This window comes from Butyrivibrio sp. XB500-5, assembly GCF_003625505.1.
Taxonomy (GTDB): Bacteria; Bacillota; Clostridia; order Lachnospirales; family Lachnospiraceae; genus Butyrivibrio.
On sequence record NZ_RAIS01000005.1, the window covers coordinates 172,963 to 189,700 of the forward strand.

A 16,738-nucleotide genomic window follows, 5' to 3' on the forward strand; every position below is an offset into this window, starting at 1 on the left:
CGCGTCGTATTCAGTTCGCCTTGGCAAAAGAGATAGCGGCGAGAACCGCCCCCTGTCCCCAGGGATAATTGCCGTAGGTCTGATAGTGAACGCCGAAGTCATCGCATGAGCTGAGCGCATCGAGAACTGCGCCACCGTCGATGTGATGTTCCATACACTCTGAAGCCTTCTGCTCTGCTTCTTTTATCTTAGTCTGCTCTTCTGCGGAAAAGATATCACTCTTTAATCCCACTGAAAGTGCATATGCGATCATTCCTGTAGCGGACATGTCAATGTGTCCGTCAACGGCCTGAAGCTGCCAGCTCCATCCGCCGTCTTCGCGCTGATAATCCAATGCCGCCAAGGCAAGCTCCTTGAACCAATCACCTGCGGCTCCCATGATGAGCCATCCGAAGGCTCTGCCCCAGCACATGAGACCTTTCTTCTCTGCATAGAGCTCGGTATGTCTTCGCTGCTCTTCATTATTCACACCATCGATCACGTATCTCACATTTTCCTGTAATTCATACGCGTGATAGATAAGTCCGCTCTTAGGATCTCTTCCGAAAGTATAAAAATTCTTTAAAAGATTGTCCTTGACAGAACGCATGCCTTCGACAAACTTTTTCTGTTCTGCCTTGTGCCTGCTCTCTACGCCTTCGCCTGAATCTGCTGCAGCTCCGAAAACTTTCGCATATTCCGCTGCGAACATTGCTACTTGCCCTACTCCGTCAGCGAAGATATTTTTGTTCCCGCGAGATGCATTGTAGATAACTGAGCCCGCCGAATCCTTGGGGCTTTTAATTATAAACTCCGCGAGTCTGTCAGCGGCATCTTTGTACTTGGTGTTGCGCGTTCTCTCATACATCTTGATAAAACAAAAGCCTGAAAGCGCGTCGTCGATATAATCAATCTTGCCGCCGTATCTTGAAAGCCACATATCAAGATGTTTGCCGATAACGGATTCGATTCGCTTACGCAATCCGCGCGCTTCATCATCGCTCATCGCATCAAGATACTCAAGTGCGCTAACGAGCCCCAGCATCAGCATTCCTGCAGGCCAAAACAGCGGATCTTTTGTGCGCACGCTTCTTCCGAGCGCCTTTTTCACCGTGTCTTTTGCCCTGTCTGAAATGCTCACGTTCATGATATTTTCAAGCTGATTCACAGTCACTTTTACGACTTCGAAATATGTAGAATTATCCATTTCACACGCCTCCTCAGTCATATATCAAACGCATTCTTCGTCTTAAGAATAAAACCAATAAACTCCTTTGCTCTAGCCGTCCGGCGCCAAACTTACGCCTTCCTGTTCTTGATCTTACCAACGAGATACTTAAACTCCTCTGTCCTTCCGTACAGAAGCAGATATACTCCGTTAAATATAATCGTGATGATCACAACCATCATGACAAATCCTACGATGTTGGTCGTCGGCATAACGCGTCTCTTAATAGCATAACATGCCGCCATAACAGCTATCAAAGATCCCAAGTATTTGAAAGAGTCAACAAAATAGCTCCACGCGCTTTTATCAAAGCATGCCTTGTAAATAATGATGGGCTTGGTTATATTGGCGATAAGTCCCGACACAACGGTTCCGACATATACACCGGCTATACCTGAGATACTCGAGATATCACGCCATGCAATCGCAAGCCAGATCGACAGGATGAGATTGACAATACCCTGAATAAGCGCAAGGTACTTATCCTGCTCAAACACGCCCGCAGCCGTCTTGAAGTTCACAAGAACCTTTCTCTCGCCCTTAAAATAAAAATCAGTTATATACAGAAAAACTGCGATCGGCGTAAGGAGCCATGCAGTATCCCATTTAGCGCCCTTGGCGCCCTTGGTCCATATTTCAATAAGCGGTGAAAGCAACAGCATGAAGCCTACTCCTGCAAAACCATAGATCCAAGAAGCAACAAACCTGTATATCTTGAACATGCTGTACTGCTTATCCTTGCTTTCTGTTGCGATGAGATTTCCAAAGCTTGTAGTGATCGAATTAAACAGCGTATCCACAACACCCGATACAGACCCGACGACCATAGTGTACTGACCCACATATCCGACGTTGTCCGTTCCGATTATCTTGGAAATGATGAGGGCATCCGTCTGAAGTCTGAAGACATCCCCGACCCTATGAAGGACAAGCGCTTTGGTCTTGGTCCATATGGTATCTTCCTCGTCCTTGCTGAGCCGCTCTACATTTTTTTCTTTTAAAAGAGGATACTTGTTATCCAGATATCTTGAGATAATAACTTTCTGAATGAGCTGAATTATCGCATCCGTAATAAGGAACATGTAGAAACTCTTTGTGAGCACCACTACGATGATCTGAAATATTACAGATATTATCTTGGTTCCGTTGTATGCATTCTCCTGGATGTAGCTCTTTTGCTCTGCATTGGCAAGGCTGTATTTGTACGCCACAAAATACGAACTCACCGTATTAAAAAGAAATATCAGATAAAAGAGAATGATATCCCTATGCGGGATATACATATTATCCGGAAGATTAACTATCTTATCAAGAAAAGGAACAAGGGCAAGTCCCACAACCGTCACTACCAGCGCAATATAGCAATACGCCTTCTTATACAGCTGCATATAGGACTTTATCTTCTCTTTTTCGCCCCTGGCAACGGGCCCGTAGAGGCTGAAATTGATGGCTGTTCCTATTCCCAGCTCCGCCATATTAAGGAACGAAAGAATCTCGGTGTATAAGTTGTTAATACCGAGATATTTGTCCATATCAACTATAAAAAGAGTTCGCAGAATAAAGGGCAAGATCAAAGTCGCGATCTTTCCCGCCGTACCGAACAATATATTCTTTTTAGCTGCCTGAACTCTTCCCATTAAACTATGTTTCCTTTGTTGTCCATTAGTATCCAGTCTTTCCAGTAATCATGCATGATCTCGGGAGTAACCGGCTGATTGTTTCTCATCTTATAAGTTCGGATTACTTCATGATCCTGCCTGTCGCTTAGCCTTGCGCCCCAGAAGCTGAAGGTTGAATTTGCACAGATATTGCCCTTGCAGTGACTCATCAGCATAAGGTCATACATGCTGTCCTTACCTGTATTCCAGTCAACCAGCGTGTACTTGCTCTCATCGCTGTAGTGCTCCCTTGCGTACTCATGGTCACTTGTAAAAATATAGAAATGAACATCCGGATATTTTTTTTCAAAATATTCCATCGCGCCTTTATAATACTCGTCCGTCGCGATGTTTCCAAGTATCGCAAAGTTGGACGGATCGAGATAATCGCCGCGCCTTATATGGACGCTCACGCTGTTTTCGTCATCCATCTTTTTCGCAAGCTCGCTGTTTTTCTTCTCAAGCTCAGCATTCTCACTCTTAGGAAAAACAAATAATTTCCTAAGTCCCGGCATAATATCGCCGTAATACTTCTGGCAAGCGAAGTAGCCCGTGATGTACTTATCGTCGAGATCAAAGATCTCATCATGGTACATCTTACTCTCTTCGAAAACCTTGGGATTGGATGACTCCCATATTCCAAGCTTCTTGAAAATCTTTCCTATAACCTTGGACAAAAGACCTTGCTTTAAAAAGCGCTCCCTCTCTTCATCCGTGCAGATCTCATACGGAAGGCCTTCAAATAAAGAGAGCTCGAATTCTCTTTTTGCAAGCATGTTCTTCTGAATGTCCTCGGCGAACCAAGACAGGTCAAGCTTAACCTCCTTGCCCATCTCAACAAGCTTTCTGTATAAAGAATACTGCTGCATCTGGTTGCCCAGACCGCCCGCAATCTGAATGATTATCATGCCAATCTCTCTTTCAAAAATTCATAAGCCTTAATAAGCGAATCTTCCTCTTTCAGCTCCTGTACAGGAAGAACGTAGTTCTCATACGTGCCGAAAAGATCAGTCGCAATGCCCCTGCTCTTAACGGAATAGCCGATTACAAGCGTCGGAACCTTGCTGCTGTACGCCGCGATCGTGCTGTGCGTTCTCGCCCCTATAAAGAAGCAGCACTTTGAAATGTAGCCCTTAAGCTCCTCAGCGGAACAATCGTCAATCATCACAACTCTACCCGTATCCTTATACAGGGAAAAGAGCTCCGAAAGCGGCTTCCTGTCGTCGTTTGTAGGCCATACAACATGCGGAATAAGCGCAATGTTAAGGTCTGTCTCTTTAAGCACATGGTCAATGAAATTCGTGTAATTCTTCATTGTGATACCGGGCGTACTCTCCCTATCCTGCACCATTGGACTTAAGTTAATGCCGATGGTCTTTCCGGGTACAAAGCCCTCTTTTTCCTTGGGCTCCTTGGTATCAAGCTTAAAGGCCGGATCTTCTTCAAGGAATAAGATCTCTTCCTCGATTCCCGCAGCCTTAAGTGCGTTGTATGTGATAGATTCTCTTGCGTATATCAGATCGAATGCCTTCATGTCATCCAAAAGGTTCTTGTCCTCAAGCGAATCCGGCTCTATAGAGCAGCCCCAAAGGATCGTCTTAAAGCCCCTGTCAATGAAGACGTTGTGAGCAAGGATAAGATCAGAAAGCATCTCGGGATAACAGTAGTTGTCGCCGCCGATGGAGATTGCAAGCGGTCTGTGAGTATTGTCCCATTCCCCTTCACATCTCTCCAAAGCCTCGTTAAATGCGATACCTGCATCTTTAAACCTGTATCTTAAAAAAGACTCCTCATCGCCCGAAAGCTTTCTGTAAATATAGTATATGAGGTGGTCAAAAAAGTGTCTGTCGATGTGATTTTCTTCAACGATCGTGCAAAGTCCCTTTTTCTCAAGCTTTCCAAGGGAATACTTTCTGTCTTCCTCTGCGGAATTGGTCACGATAAAAACAGGGAGCTTAGTTGAAACGCCTTCCTGCCTTCTCTTTTCCGCGATCATCTTAACCGTCGTGTTTGCGATCGCTTCGCAGCCGTGGTTTCCGCTTCCCGCATGCATGTATAAAACTATAGGTCTGTTTACGTTTATATCCATATTCCGTTCATACCCTTTATCTAAAATATTGTCTGTGCCCGGTTCGTACGCACTTTAGCCGCGCTTATAATTTCCATACAGCTTAAGATACAGGTTCGGGCTGATCCTAAAGATCATCACCTTAAGCTTGTGTCCCATTGAAAGCCCTGCGAACACGCCTCTTATCTTAAGTGCGTGAAGTATCTGTTTCTTGGATTCATCTATCGCAAGTCTTGATAGGTCGTTGTCGCGCTCTTTTTCATCCAGCATCGCAACCTTTCCGACAACAAGAAGTGCCGTCAAAACCATCGATACTCCGAGGCTTACATGAGCATATCTCGAAACGTATTTACCTGCGCTTATCAGCCTCTCCTCCGCAAGCTTCCAACAGGTGAGCTGGTCTAAAAAGCTTTCTTTAAATGCGGTCTTCATCGCGCCGTTTTCATTGTCGGTATAAATATAATCCGCTTTATCTATGCATTTTATCGTATGCTCTTTTCCCTGAGAAAGAGCTATATCCATGAGAAAAAGAAGATCCTCTCCGATTGTGAGACCATCCTTAAATCTGATGTTCTCATCGCTGATTGTCTTTCGTAAAAAGAGCTTTCCCCAGACGTGGGAATTACCTGTTATAAGATAATTCTCCAAATACTGATAGCCGCTTAGCTTGCCTGCTCCGATGCCTGTTCCGATCTCATCTACCAAAACAGTGGCATCGTCCAGGACACGCAGCATATTTTCGAGATATTCATCCAAAACCTTGTCATCGGCATCGACAAATGCGATATATCTTCCCGTTGCCTTCTCCATGCCGAGATTCCTTGCATTGGAGACACCGCCGTTTTTTATATGATAAGCAAAAACCTTGCCCTCATATTCGCTTGCAAGTTCATCGCAAACTTTATCGCTTCCGTCCGTGGAACCGTCATCTATAAGAATAATTTCAAACTCGCTCGCATTTACTTCCTTTTGGTTCAAACAAGATAAGACACACTCACGCAGTGTGTCTTTTGCCTGATAAACAGGGATTATTATGCTCACAAGCTTTTCGTTGTTATCTGTCAATATTTATCCCAGCCTTCTCTTGATACGCCGTCTATTGTATCGATCTCGTAATAGTCCTCATAGGCTTTATTGATCCAGCGCACAGGATCATTAGGATTCTCGGGGTCAAAAGGAACATCCGAGATATCCGATTCATAAGCCTTACTAAACCTGTTTTCCCAACCGGGTCTAAGTAGCGGCGCTGTTATTTCTTCTTCGCCTCTCTCTGCGCACTCTGCGAAATACGTATCTCTTTCATCAAACTCTCTTTTGATCCTTGCAAGGTTAGCGCCCTGCTTGATATAAGTAAATAAAAGTAGTATACCCATGACAACAGTGCAGGATGTGATAAATGCCTGCATTAATCCCTGCGGGATCGTGTCGCTGCTATCAAGCATGACCGTGTTAGCTACAACTGCGATCCCATTTAGTACAGCTATCATCAAAAAGATACTTGCACCGTAGAACGTTCTAAGCTCAGGAGTTCTGGGAACCGCAACAAGCACATATACCGTCACAAGGGCGATAAATCCCATAAGTCTCATGTATCCTGTCATCTCAAGAAACTTACTCTTAGAAGCCATCATATAAGCGATAACCACCAAAAGCACAGCAAACATCAAAGTAAGAATAAGATAATGGTCTTCGATATTAATCGTGATCTTAAGGAATCTCGCCGCCATTGCAGTAATTCCGGTATGAGCATCGCTTTCGACAGTTTGCTCTGCCCTGCTTGAATTACCGGGCGCAAGCACAAGAAATCCCAGACCTATGATACATCCTACAAGTCCCGTGATCATCCATGGTTTTACAAAGCTGAAGTTCTTATTTTCTCTGTATTTGAGATAGAGAAGTATCAGAAGAAAGAGGATCACACCTCCCGATGTATTTTCATTGCACCATCCGGAGATAAGTCCCAAAAAGAACATGCCTACAGCAGTGATCGGTTTTTCCTGAAGTCCCAGCAACAGCTTTTTCCTGTAAATTGTTATAAACGCAAGCATTATCGTTGTGGTAAACAGATAATTGCACGCGCCCGTCTCCCAAAATACCGAATCACTCATCGTGGCGTCAAAAAACCACAAAAACAGGATCACAAGAGAGTACATTCTGATGTCGTACTTTTTCCTGTTGTCGATATTGGCATATATAAGGAGTGTCTGGATCGTAAACACGACTCCGGCAACGACGTTAAAGAGCCCCTTTGATCCGATATACAAAAAGATCCTAAGTATGATATGAGCCACACTCCTACCTGTGTGTGTCATGTAATGCTCATATTCTTGTACGAATAAATCAAAAAAGTTATTGGCTCCCATGACGGTATGTCCGTAAAAAAGATCATCGGACATGGCCGGTGTTAAAAAGCAAAAAACGGTAACGGAAAGAAAAGCCAAAAATACCAGTCCGTAAAAAATTTTCTTTGTGTTTTTATCAGGCATCTTGTGCTCCTTTTCTGTCTACGATCTTATGATCGTTCTTCTTTTATCTTATCCCGGGAAAAGAACTCCCAAAGATATACCGCAGCAATCGGGAATATAAATAAACGTCCGATAAATCTGGATACAAATGTTGCTTCAACGACAGTGTAGATCGAAAGTGATAAGATGATCACCAATGTCATTGCATCTTTTTTCTTATAGCAGATGTAAATAAGCAAGATCACCAAAAGGCTTATGATAACGGCCGGTATTATTCCATACCAGTAAAAAAGCCTTACCCAGCCCATGTCGAAAGTCTCTTCGCTCATCTTGTCAGAGAAAAGCTTCCAGGTTTCGATCGCACCGGCGTGCCTCTCATTTCCTCTGTAGAGATCGTGAATCCTGTTTGTCAGAAGTTCATCGATCCTCCAGATGAAATCGTGGCACTTCATCTCCTGATGATATCTTGGTATGTAGCTTACGCACGCAGACCAAACAGAGAACGCCACGCAGAATACCGGTGTCACAAGTGCTGTTAATATATATATTATCCTACATTCTGCGATCTTATTCCAATATCGAACCAAAAGTCCCGTCGCGAACATGATGATACATATCGCAAGTGCGGTCTTGGACTTGGACAAAAGACATATTGCTACATTAAAAGCTAAAACAAGCAGCCAGCTTATAATTCTCGATTTCTGACCGTAGATCCACATCCACATTGCACTTAGTGCAAAAACACAGCCGTAGAGCGTGTTGGGATGTCCGAATCCAAATACGTATCTAAGTTCCTGCGCATTATCTCTTCCGTAGTCAGTTATCATATAGATGTTGCCGAGTACCCCGACAACAGACAAAAGAGCTATCAGCGCAAAGCCCGCAAGTGACACGTAAAAGATATATTTCATCACTTTCTTTAGATCTATATCTCTTGCAGCTATCATAAACATTGAAAATCTAAGAAGCTCATTCTTACCGGAGAAAAACCTCCAGCAGATAAATGTAAACGCCGCAATGACGCCGATCGCTATCCATTCGCGCTTTCCATGCTTCATGATGATGACAGCCAGGACCGTCAGCGCAAAGGTACATTTGAAGACCATGCTCTCACAGTCATGTAAGCTTATCTCGCTCTTTTCCGCGATCATAAGGACAAGCTCAATCGTGAGTGCGATATAAAATATTAAATTGCTCAGCTTGGTTCGCTTATCTTCGCTCAAGTCCGATCATCCTCTTTATTTTGTGTATGGCCTTTCTCATAAATCTTCCGGCCGTGATATCAATATAATGATAAGCCTTGGAAAATGCCGTGATCTTAGGCATCACAAGGTGTCTGTATTCATCAAGGTGTTCAAGGAGATACTTTGGATAAGTATCATCCACTTCTCCGCGCTCGAATCTAGCATTTCTTCCAAAGATGTCCTGTCCGAGAACAAGATGGTCCATTGTCTCTGCAAGAACTTCTCTGTCGTTGTACTCCTGATGCGCCGCAGCCTTTACCTTAACTCCGATCCTCTTGGCGGGATTGCTTTCCTTGTAGCCTCCCATATATCCGAAATGCCAACCGCCGTCAGCCACTCTGACAGATCGTTCATCGGTAACGGAAATGAGGTCGCGGAGTCTTACGATTCCCTCCTCAGGAATATTCTTCATCGAAGTGATCTTTGTTCCGAGCCACTTTCTATCGGATTGAGGGACATCCGGAAACTCACCCGTGATAGACTTGAGAGTTCCTGACTTCTCCTCGTTGTTCATGTATACGTAGAAGTTTCTCTGTGCAAGGTGATAGACCTTGTTTTTATCAAAGTTATCTATTATCTGAGTAAGAACCTCGGGATTGGGGATCTCATCAACATCTCCGAAGATGATCACATCATCCTCAGTAGCCCCGACCTGTTTAAGGCCTTCTATGAGCCTGTTCTTTTGGAAATAATCTCTCTCGTGAGACTTGGCCTCAACGGGAGTATCGTCAACAACTATATATGTGATCTTATCAAGATGATCCTTAAAAAGCTCTTTGTTCTTCTCAAAGCAAAGCTCTTTCTCTTCGCCCGAAAAAGTCATCGTGGACTCTTCGATGATAAAGCGGTCCACGTAAGGTTCAAGCACTCCGAGCCTCAGCTTTAAAATATCCAGTTCGTTAAAAAAAGGTATGAGATCGTATACCATAATATCCTCTTTAGATTCGCTTCTTCACGGCTGCTTTGATGTCATGTTTAACCGCTTCCGCAAGTAGCTTGATAATAGCTCCGGCGCCACCTCCGATTGCCTTCTCGTGCATGTTTATATCCTCGATGGGCGCCCACTCCGGAAGATCGAAGCGCGAATATTTCTTGTAAAAAGCATCTTTAAAAAGCTCTTTTAGCTTGGCTTTCTTATCCATTACGGAAAGCGCCGAATAAACTATCCTTACCGCCGCGATAGCGCAGGTAAGAGCCTTTCTCTCATTGAGCGGGGAATCATCCTCCTGCCACTTTGCGGTAAGCTCATCGACCTTTCTCCAGACGATCTTCTGATTATCAAGAAATGCCTTGTTATAGCTTGCGGTGAGACTTACGCCGCTCTTTCTGTACAGATACAAAACCTTGTCTATATAGGCTATTCCGGTAGCCCTGTCTACGTACTCAGCAGTCTGATAAAGGTCTTCGCCGTAGTTGAGCCCCTCGATCCTGTTATCAATAAAAGCTATGTCTTTGCGGATGCACTTGATCCACATGGCGTTTAGTTTATCGCCCTTTATGACCAGCTCTTTAAATGCTTTCTTATCAGCGCCCGAATAGAGCCTGCCTTCCTCAAAAGGGAAGTCTCTTAGCTTACTGCCGGGCTTATCCATATCGGCTGCGTTGTAGAAAATAAGATCGGGTGCTTTTGTCAGATCATCAGGACCTGCATAGCCTCTTATCACATCACCGAGCGTTTCCAGCAAATCCTCTTTTAACTTATCATCTGCATCAAGCGCAAGAATATAGTCGCCCTTGGAAATCTTGATACCTTCCTGCCTTGCCTGATAAAGTCCGATCCTGCCCTCATGAATGACGCTTACATTGTCATGGGATGCCGCATACTCATCACAGATCCTCGGTGTGTTGTCGGTTGAACCGTTCTCAACAAGGATGATCTCAAACGAGTCACCTGTATGAACTTTTTGACAAAGCGCGGAGTCAACGGCTTCTTTCAGGAAATCCTGCCCGTTGCACACCGGAACAATGATCGAAAAAATCATGTGATGTTATGCTCCTCTTTCCACTTCTTGGTCTTTCTCCAGAAAAGAAAAGGTCTGACCGCCATCTTAAATCTCTTTTTAGGGCTGTAGAACCTTGGGTAATCTGCGTTCTCGCCCCACCATTTGTGGAAGATAAATGGCTCAACTCCCTTATTTTCGGGAAGCGGATGCTCTCTTCCAAACTTAAGCGCAAGCTCAAAAGGCGCCCACTTTATGCCCTCTTCTTCCATTGCATTCTTGGAATGGCAGCAGATAAAAATATCTTCATTGTAGAATCCGTCGTCAACTCTGACCCACGGAAGGTTGTGCTTTGCCGGGAACTCAAGCAGTCTTTTGGACCTTATCGAAACGCTGTTTCCGACTCTGCAGATATTGCCCTTACTGTCTCTGTACGCGTAGTCGTTCTTGGGAAGCGGCCACGGTGAACCGATGTAATCGTAGTTAAGAAACTCATCGTTCCAATTCTCGGGATGAATGACAAATCCATCCGCGTGAACGAGCAGTACGAAATCTGTATTTATGTGGTCTTTAAGCTCATAGACCATTTTGTAATTGAATTTGTCGATGCTGTCGAGCCTATCTGTATAGCTGAATCTGATGTTCTTCGGAAGATAAAAAGGCTTTTTATCCGACACCAGAACGACATCTCCGAACTCGATCTCCCTCATGCTGTACTTAAGCGCCTGTACCGTCTCGTAGACGTTGACACTCGTCAAGGCACATAACGTAACCTGCGGGAGCTTTATCTTTTTCTCCATCTTAATACTCAAACCTCTTGATAATCCCTACTCTCTTCTCCAGACTGCGCACGATCTTCTTAAGGTAAAAGACTCCGTACAAGCATTTTCTTCTGATCACCTGGAAAAAAACTCCTACCTTGCCGGGCTTTATATTCCTGCGCGCATAAAGTCTCGATCTCTTTTTATATTCCTCGAGTTCTTTCCTACACTCGTCGGCTTCAAAGATCCTGCCTTTTCTGTCCTGATAATGTAAGAAGCTGTATATGTTCTGCTCGGAAGACCAGAAGCCGTCCGAGATATTGTGTCTTGCCCAGTACTTTGGAGCTATCGCATACTTAAGCTCTGTGCTTGAAAGGACCGGCATGATCGAGAAGGATGAATTAGATAGGATCAGATATCTGGCGTTCTTGATCGTCACATAATCCTTACCCATGTCGAAGTGGTGACACTCGTACTCGGGAAGTATTTTCCTTGCGGCCTCTTCATCCTCGGTCACAACCATGAATCTCATGTCCTTGTTGATCTTCTTCATATGCTCTATCGCGTTTAAGAAGTACTTCCTGTCGAGGTAGAGCTCCGGATGGTTGGTGTACTCGCCGCCTCTGATATTGATGATGCAGAGGTCATCCGCCGTATATTCATAGGACTCCGCTTCGGGCTTAACCTTGAGCCAGTCCTTGATCTTGTCCCTGTATCTCTCGAAATAACTCTCGTCCTGAAGGTTACCGTAGATAAGAGTGTTGTCGCTGATATCGAACAGCTTTGGATCCGGCCCGCTAATATAACAGCCGTTATTCATATCGTGCCTTGAATTACCCATGTAGAGGCGATCGTCCTGCTCATTGAAGATTGTGTATTTATCCTTATCTTCCGCAGGTATCTCGGTTCCCATGTCAATGTCCATGAAGTACATGCCCTTCTGAGAATGAAAGACATTGCCCACCTGGCCGGGATTAATAAAGCCAAAATCGACGCCTTTATCAGCCGCCATGCAACGAGTAACTATATAAAAAAATAATTGATTGCCGAGACCGTATCCCGGAATAAACTCTGTTCCTATCATAAGTACTCCACAATTACCTGTTGAATATCAATTAATATATGCTATAATCAGAGTAAAGAAGGAGCGGGACCCCGCTTCTGCATAATAAGTTATTTAGTTACAAACAAAAGTAACCGCCTGACTTTTGCTGAAGTGTGGGGCGGTTATTTCTTTATCTCAATCACCAATGTGATAAGTGCAATAAGCACCAGAGTATACGTAAACATTTCCGTATATGTCACCATCGGCATCACCTCCCTGCTGCAAAAGCAGGGCACCGCTCCACATCATATATTAGCACAGTTTATCTTCTATAACAAGAACGTATGTTCGTATTTTGTTCTACTGTATTATCGTCTTGCCATCCAGCGAAGTTTCCCTAATGGTCTCATCTTTAACTTCATAGATAATGTCGCAATTCGCAATTGTATTAAGTCTATGCGCAATTATGATCATAGTCTTCTTGCCGTGGAAGCTGTTGATGGCCTCCATAACTGCTGCCTCTGTCTCGTTGTCGAGAGCGCTCGTTGCCTCGTCAAATACGAGGATCTCAGGGTTGTGATAAAGAGCTCTCGCGATACCGATACGCTGTCTCTGACCGCCGGAAAGTCTTACGCCTCTGTCACCGATCTTGGTATCAAGACCTTCGGGAAGGCTTCGAACGAAATCGGCAAGCTGAGCCTCCTCCATAACTTCCCAGATTCTATTATCATCTATCCTGTCAGCATCGATACCAAAGGCAATGTTCTCACGGATCGACTCATCCACCAGATAGATCGACTGAGGGATGTATCCGATCTGAGCAAGCCAGGAATCATAGTTACTGAAGATATTGCTTCCGTCGCAGAGGATCTCACCCTTCTGAACATGCAAAAGTCCCAGGATGATATCAACAACCGTTGACTTACCTGCACCGGAAGGTCCCATGATACCAACGGATTTGCCCTTGGGCACAACCATGTTGGCATTTGTAAATATATTGGTATCAGCGTCCGGATAAGCAAATGTGATATCTTTTATCCTGATCTCTTTTTCCAAATGAAGCTCAGGACCTGCAATGGCAGCGCGCTCTGCTCTCATTTCCTTGTCGATCTTCATAGACTCTGTGAGATTGTTGTAAACAAAATCAAGACTGAACTGATTATATGCGATCTCTGTAAGATAAGTATTTATCCTGTTTACGGAAGGCATAAGTCTCAGCGCCGCAGCCGCAATTGCAGTGAGCTGAGTCATAAGAGTCTCGGGCATTCCGCCACCAAGAATATATATAAGAATATATGAAAATACCACAACTATGAACATAGTCTCGATAAGGAGTCTTGGAATATTGTTCATAACAGTGTAGTTTCTTGCAATGTCCGCGCCAACCTTACCGGATTCATAGTAATTGCGGATAAAGAAATCCTGTCTGTTGAGGACCTTAACATCCTTGAGGCCGTAAATAGCCTGGATTCTCCACTTGGCGATCCTGGACTGTGTCTCCTGGTTCTCACGTCCTATTCTGTTGAGCCTTGGCTTTAATACCTTGGTAATGATCAATGTAACGATCAGGAAAACGATAGTCATAAGAACTGTCATCTGCCAATTGATCGCCAGCACAACGATACTAAGACATACCGTTACAACTACCTCTGTTGCCAGCGACAAGATTGACAGCATAAGCGTAAACGTCTTGGGAATATCGCTGTCTGTAATTCTGAAAACCGTAGGAATATCAGCACCGAGATAATCCTCGTAGGGTCTGTTTAGAAACTCTCTCATAACCCTGCTGATCATGTCGTTTCTGGCCCTTGTGATAAAGGTGTTCTGTTTGTAGATAAGGAACAAAAGATATAGATTCTTAACTACGAAGAATACGATCAGAGTAATGATAAGGATCTTGATCATATTGCCTCTGTTCTCATATCCCAGATTGAGAGTATCAACAATTCTCTGCAAAAAATCAAACTTGGCGATCTTCTCATATACGCTTTCAGGATTTGTAATAACCCCCATTACCGGGAGCAACATTCCGACACCGCCGGTCTCAAGAAGACCCCCAATGACTATAAGGACAGCCAGAATTAACAGCTGTCCTTTTTGTTTTTTATCAAATATATAGCTCAGTTTCTTAAAAAGACTGACCTTCTTAGTATTGTCCGTATTGCTCATATTACTGTTTCTTTCTTGTATCATATATTTCCGACGCTACCGCCTCAGACTTCCACCTTCAGCATTCGCTCTGTATAGATATCGTCCATATCTTTGTTGTTGATCCACTTGGCCGGAGCGATGACCATCTTCTCGGGTGCATCGTTGAGCCATGCGGCCCACCAGCTAAAAGAGCTGTTGGCGATGATGTGGTGCTTACACTTACTCATAAGCATCATCTCGGCGATATCGGTCTTAGGTCCCTCTTCAAGCTCAACTACGCTGAAGCAGCGGCCCTTGAAGTGGTTCTTACACCATTCCTTGTCATCGGTGAAAATAAAGAACATTGCCTTGGGATAAACTTCCCTGATCTTATTGATGGCGTTCTTGTAATATTTCTCCGAGCAAAGATTGTGAATGTGCTTGTGCTCTTCGTCTATATAGTCCGTTCTTCTTACGTGAAGACTTACAGATTCACAGCACTCTATCTGCTGGAGCAGCGTCCAGCTGACTGTATCGTTCATAAGCTCCTGAGGTCTTCTCTCAAAAGCCTCTCTTATCTCATTCTGTACGGATTCGTCGGTAAAGTACTTCTCGCTCTGCCAATAGCCTACAAGGTAAGCATCGTCGAGTTCCAGGATCTTTGGATCGAAGCGTCCCGACTCCTCATCTATTCTAAAGGTCTTTCTACCTGTAAGCTTTCTTCTGATGCGGCTGAAAATATCCATCTTGGAATCGGTCAGTGCAACGACTTCTTCCTTACTTGCTTTCTCATACTCAAGCCCGTATCCCGCAATAACGGGTTTCCTTAGCTTGTCATTGATAAAGCCCGTCACATCATCTATCTTTACAACTTTACCTTTTTTCTTAAGAGCTCTGTAGAGCGCATACTGGAACATCTGATTTCCCAGTCCGCCCTTAAGCTGAATTATTATCATATCCCCTCCACCTATAAACGTCTCGTTATGTGAACGCATACATGGTTAATTATACCATAATTCTAAGTTCGAAAGAACCTCCGTCAATCTTCTTCATCGCCTTGCAGAGTACTGTAGTCTCCGTTTGCGATTCTTTCGCGGATCTTGTCCTCACCGCGGGAAAGCTCTTCCATCCAAAGATCGTAGGACTTCTTCCAGGAATTGTACTTATGCCCGTGCCTTCTGTCATGCTTACCGAGCTTACCGGTCTTTACATAATTCTCTGACAGGTATTCTTCAAACCACACCGTCACCTTATCGGCGCCGACAATATTCGTATGTGTTCCGCCGTCTTTGTAATCGGCGGTCTCATCAAAGCCTATCTCATCAAGATGCCGGTTCATATCAAGGAAATTATAGCCTCTTTCGGTCACATAATCCCTGATGTAATTGATCTTACTCTGCTCCTCTTCGTTTACGGTAAAAGGAGTGATGATAAAGAGCGCATCTTTATTGTGCTTCTTAAGGCATGCAATCAGATCGTCCAAATACTCCTGCTGCTCGGCAGGCATCTTCTCAACATCCGATACACTGTGGAAATTCTCTTTTTCCGCGGGTTTCACCTCATCTGAAGCAACAAAGCCCTTCAGATCATCGGGATAAGCGTAAAAGAACGTGCGAAGCTGGCTCCACATTATAAGCGTCTTCCAGTTGGAATGATACTTGCATATATCAAAATAAAAGTTAAAAGGCTTATAATCGGAGATCATTTTGCCGTCTTCGTCATACTCCGCATTTTCCGGCGTAACCATCGCATTTATGGTCTTTATCCTATTAAGGGAATACTTCATGTTATCCGTAACTTCCCTCGTATGGCCCATGTGCTTTTCTTTATCGGCATTAATAAGAGCCTCATCCTCTGCCTGCCACATCTTCATCTCAAAGATAAAAAGATCCGGATCCTGCGTTTTAAGCGTCTCCTCAACAAGATACTTGGCCGCAACGGGGCGCTGCATATTTGTTGAAAGAGGATACATGGTTATACCCATATCGCCGTAGATCCTAGGCGTCGCAATGCAGTAAGGAACAGGGCTTGAGCCGATAACGACTGCGTCTATCGTGTTTCTTTTTTCTGCGTAAAAACCGACAAACCTGTCCTTCACATCACCGTTGGTCCTGATACAGTAGGTGATATGAGGGATAAGCCACATGACTATCAGTATGAAAATGCCAATCTTAATTATCTGTTTCTTAGTCATTTTTATCTCAAATCCTTATACCATCA

At 44.1% G+C, this 16,738-nt stretch carries 14 protein-coding genes; all 14 read right to left on the reverse strand.

Annotated elements, in window-relative coordinates; genetic code table 11:
* Positions 1-10: 10 nt before the first annotated feature.
* Entirely contained in the window at positions 11-1,186 is a 1,176-nt protein-coding gene (locus D6856_RS10370; protein ID WP_158588910.1) for a glycoside hydrolase family 88 protein, read from the reverse strand.
* A 92-nt stretch (positions 1,187-1,278) separates the two neighbouring features.
* On the reverse strand, positions 1,279-2,844 hold the full coding sequence (locus tag D6856_RS10375) for a lipopolysaccharide biosynthesis protein (RefSeq protein ID WP_120686820.1): 1,566 nt from the start codon (positions 2,842-2,844) through the stop codon (positions 1,279-1,281).
* The gene (locus D6856_RS10380; protein WP_120686821.1) at positions 2,844-3,773 is read right to left on the reverse strand and encodes an alpha-1,2-fucosyltransferase; all 930 of its coding nucleotides are present in this window, start codon (positions 3,771-3,773) and stop codon (positions 2,844-2,846) included. The genes D6856_RS10375 and D6856_RS10380 overlap by 1 nt, the downstream gene beginning before the upstream one ends.
* Positions 3,770-4,954: a polysaccharide pyruvyl transferase family protein gene (locus D6856_RS10385; RefSeq protein ID WP_120686822.1), complete on the reverse strand. Its 1,185-nt coding sequence runs from the start codon at positions 4,952-4,954 to the stop codon at positions 3,770-3,772. Before D6856_RS10385 ends, D6856_RS10380 begins: the two co-directional genes overlap by 4 nt.
* Positions 4,955-5,008: 54 nt before the next feature.
* The gene (locus D6856_RS10390) at positions 5,009-5,998 is read right to left on the reverse strand and encodes a glycosyltransferase family 2 protein (RefSeq protein WP_158588911.1); all 990 of its coding nucleotides are present in this window, start codon (positions 5,996-5,998) and stop codon (positions 5,009-5,011) included.
* The gene (locus tag D6856_RS10395) at positions 5,995-7,419 is read right to left on the reverse strand and encodes a DUF3329 domain-containing protein (protein WP_120686824.1); all 1,425 of its coding nucleotides are present in this window, start codon (positions 7,417-7,419) and stop codon (positions 5,995-5,997) included. The genes D6856_RS10390 and D6856_RS10395 overlap by 4 nt, the downstream gene beginning before the upstream one ends.
* Positions 7,420-7,445: 26 nt before the next feature.
* Positions 7,446-8,621: a hypothetical protein gene (locus D6856_RS10400; RefSeq protein ID WP_120686825.1), complete on the reverse strand. Its 1,176-nt coding sequence runs from the start codon at positions 8,619-8,621 to the stop codon at positions 7,446-7,448.
* Complete coding sequence (locus tag D6856_RS10405; protein WP_120686826.1) at positions 8,608-9,570, reverse strand: glycosyl transferase GT17 family protein; 963 nt, start codon at positions 9,568-9,570, stop codon at positions 8,608-8,610. Before D6856_RS10405 ends, D6856_RS10400 begins: the two co-directional genes overlap by 14 nt.
* Before the next feature lie 10 nt (positions 9,571-9,580).
* Positions 9,581-10,624, reverse strand: coding sequence for a glycosyltransferase family 2 protein (locus D6856_RS10410; RefSeq protein WP_120686827.1), 1,044 nt, complete (start codon positions 10,622-10,624; stop codon positions 9,581-9,583).
* Entirely contained in the window at positions 10,621-11,382 is a 762-nt protein-coding gene (locus D6856_RS10415; protein WP_243114076.1) for a DUF5672 family protein, read from the reverse strand. Before D6856_RS10415 ends, D6856_RS10410 begins: the two co-directional genes overlap by 4 nt.
* Before the next feature lies 1 nt (position 11,383).
* A complete protein-coding gene (locus D6856_RS10420) occupies positions 11,384-12,427 on the reverse strand; it encodes an alpha-1,2-fucosyltransferase (protein WP_120686828.1) in 1,044 nt (347 codons plus the stop codon).
* Positions 12,428-12,748: 321 nt separating this feature from the next.
* Positions 12,749-14,557 (reverse strand): ABC transporter ATP-binding protein, encoded by a 1,809-nt coding sequence (locus D6856_RS10425; protein WP_120686829.1) that lies wholly within the window; start codon positions 14,555-14,557, stop codon positions 12,749-12,751.
* A gap of 44 nt (positions 14,558-14,601) precedes the next feature.
* Entirely contained in the window at positions 14,602-15,474 is an 873-nt protein-coding gene (locus D6856_RS10430) for an alpha-1,2-fucosyltransferase (RefSeq protein ID WP_120686830.1), read from the reverse strand.
* Between the two features lie 83 nt (positions 15,475-15,557).
* Positions 15,558-16,712 carry an SGNH/GDSL hydrolase family protein gene (locus D6856_RS10435; RefSeq protein WP_120686831.1) on the reverse strand — a complete coding sequence of 385 codons (1,155 nt, stop codon included), beginning with the start codon at positions 16,710-16,712 and terminating at the stop codon, positions 15,558-15,560.
* Positions 16,713-16,738: the final 26 nt, after the last annotated feature.

Bases quoted from the DNA above. Each gene is read 5' to 3' on its own strand.
- D6856_RS10415 (WP_243114076.1), bottom strand. From the start codon at position 11,382: ATGGAGAAAAAGATAAAGCTCCCGCAGGTTACGTTATGTGCCTTGACG.
- D6856_RS10370 (WP_158588910.1), bottom strand. From the start codon at position 1,186: ATGGATAATTCTACATATTTCGAAGTCGTAAAAGTGACTGTGAATCAG.
- D6856_RS10375 (WP_120686820.1), bottom strand. From the start codon at position 2,844: ATGGGAAGAGTTCAGGCAGCTAAAAAGAATATATTGTTCGGTACGGCG.
- D6856_RS10405 (WP_120686826.1), bottom strand. From the start codon at position 9,570: ATGGTATACGATCTCATACCTTTTTTTAACGAACTGGATATTTTAAAG.
- D6856_RS10430 (WP_120686830.1), bottom strand. From the start codon at position 15,474: ATGATAATAATTCAGCTTAAGGGCGGACTGGGAAATCAGATGTTCCAG.
- D6856_RS10380 (WP_120686821.1), bottom strand. From the start codon at position 3,773: ATGATAATCATTCAGATTGCGGGCGGTCTGGGCAACCAGATGCAGCAG.
- D6856_RS10425 (WP_120686829.1), bottom strand. From the start codon at position 14,557: ATGAGCAATACGGACAATACTAAGAAGGTCAGTCTTTTTAAGAAACTG.
- D6856_RS10410 (WP_120686827.1), bottom strand. From the start codon at position 10,624: ATGATTTTTTCGATCATTGTTCCGGTGTGCAACGGGCAGGATTTCCTG.
- D6856_RS10385 (WP_120686822.1), bottom strand. From the start codon at position 4,954: ATGGATATAAACGTAAACAGACCTATAGTTTTATACATGCATGCGGGA.
- D6856_RS10420 (WP_120686828.1), bottom strand. From the start codon at position 12,427: ATGATAGGAACAGAGTTTATTCCGGGATACGGTCTCGGCAATCAATTA.
- D6856_RS10395 (WP_120686824.1), bottom strand. From the start codon at position 7,419: ATGCCTGATAAAAACACAAAGAAAATTTTTTACGGACTGGTATTTTTG.
- D6856_RS10435 (WP_120686831.1), bottom strand. From the start codon at position 16,712: ATGACTAAGAAACAGATAATTAAGATTGGCATTTTCATACTGATAGTC.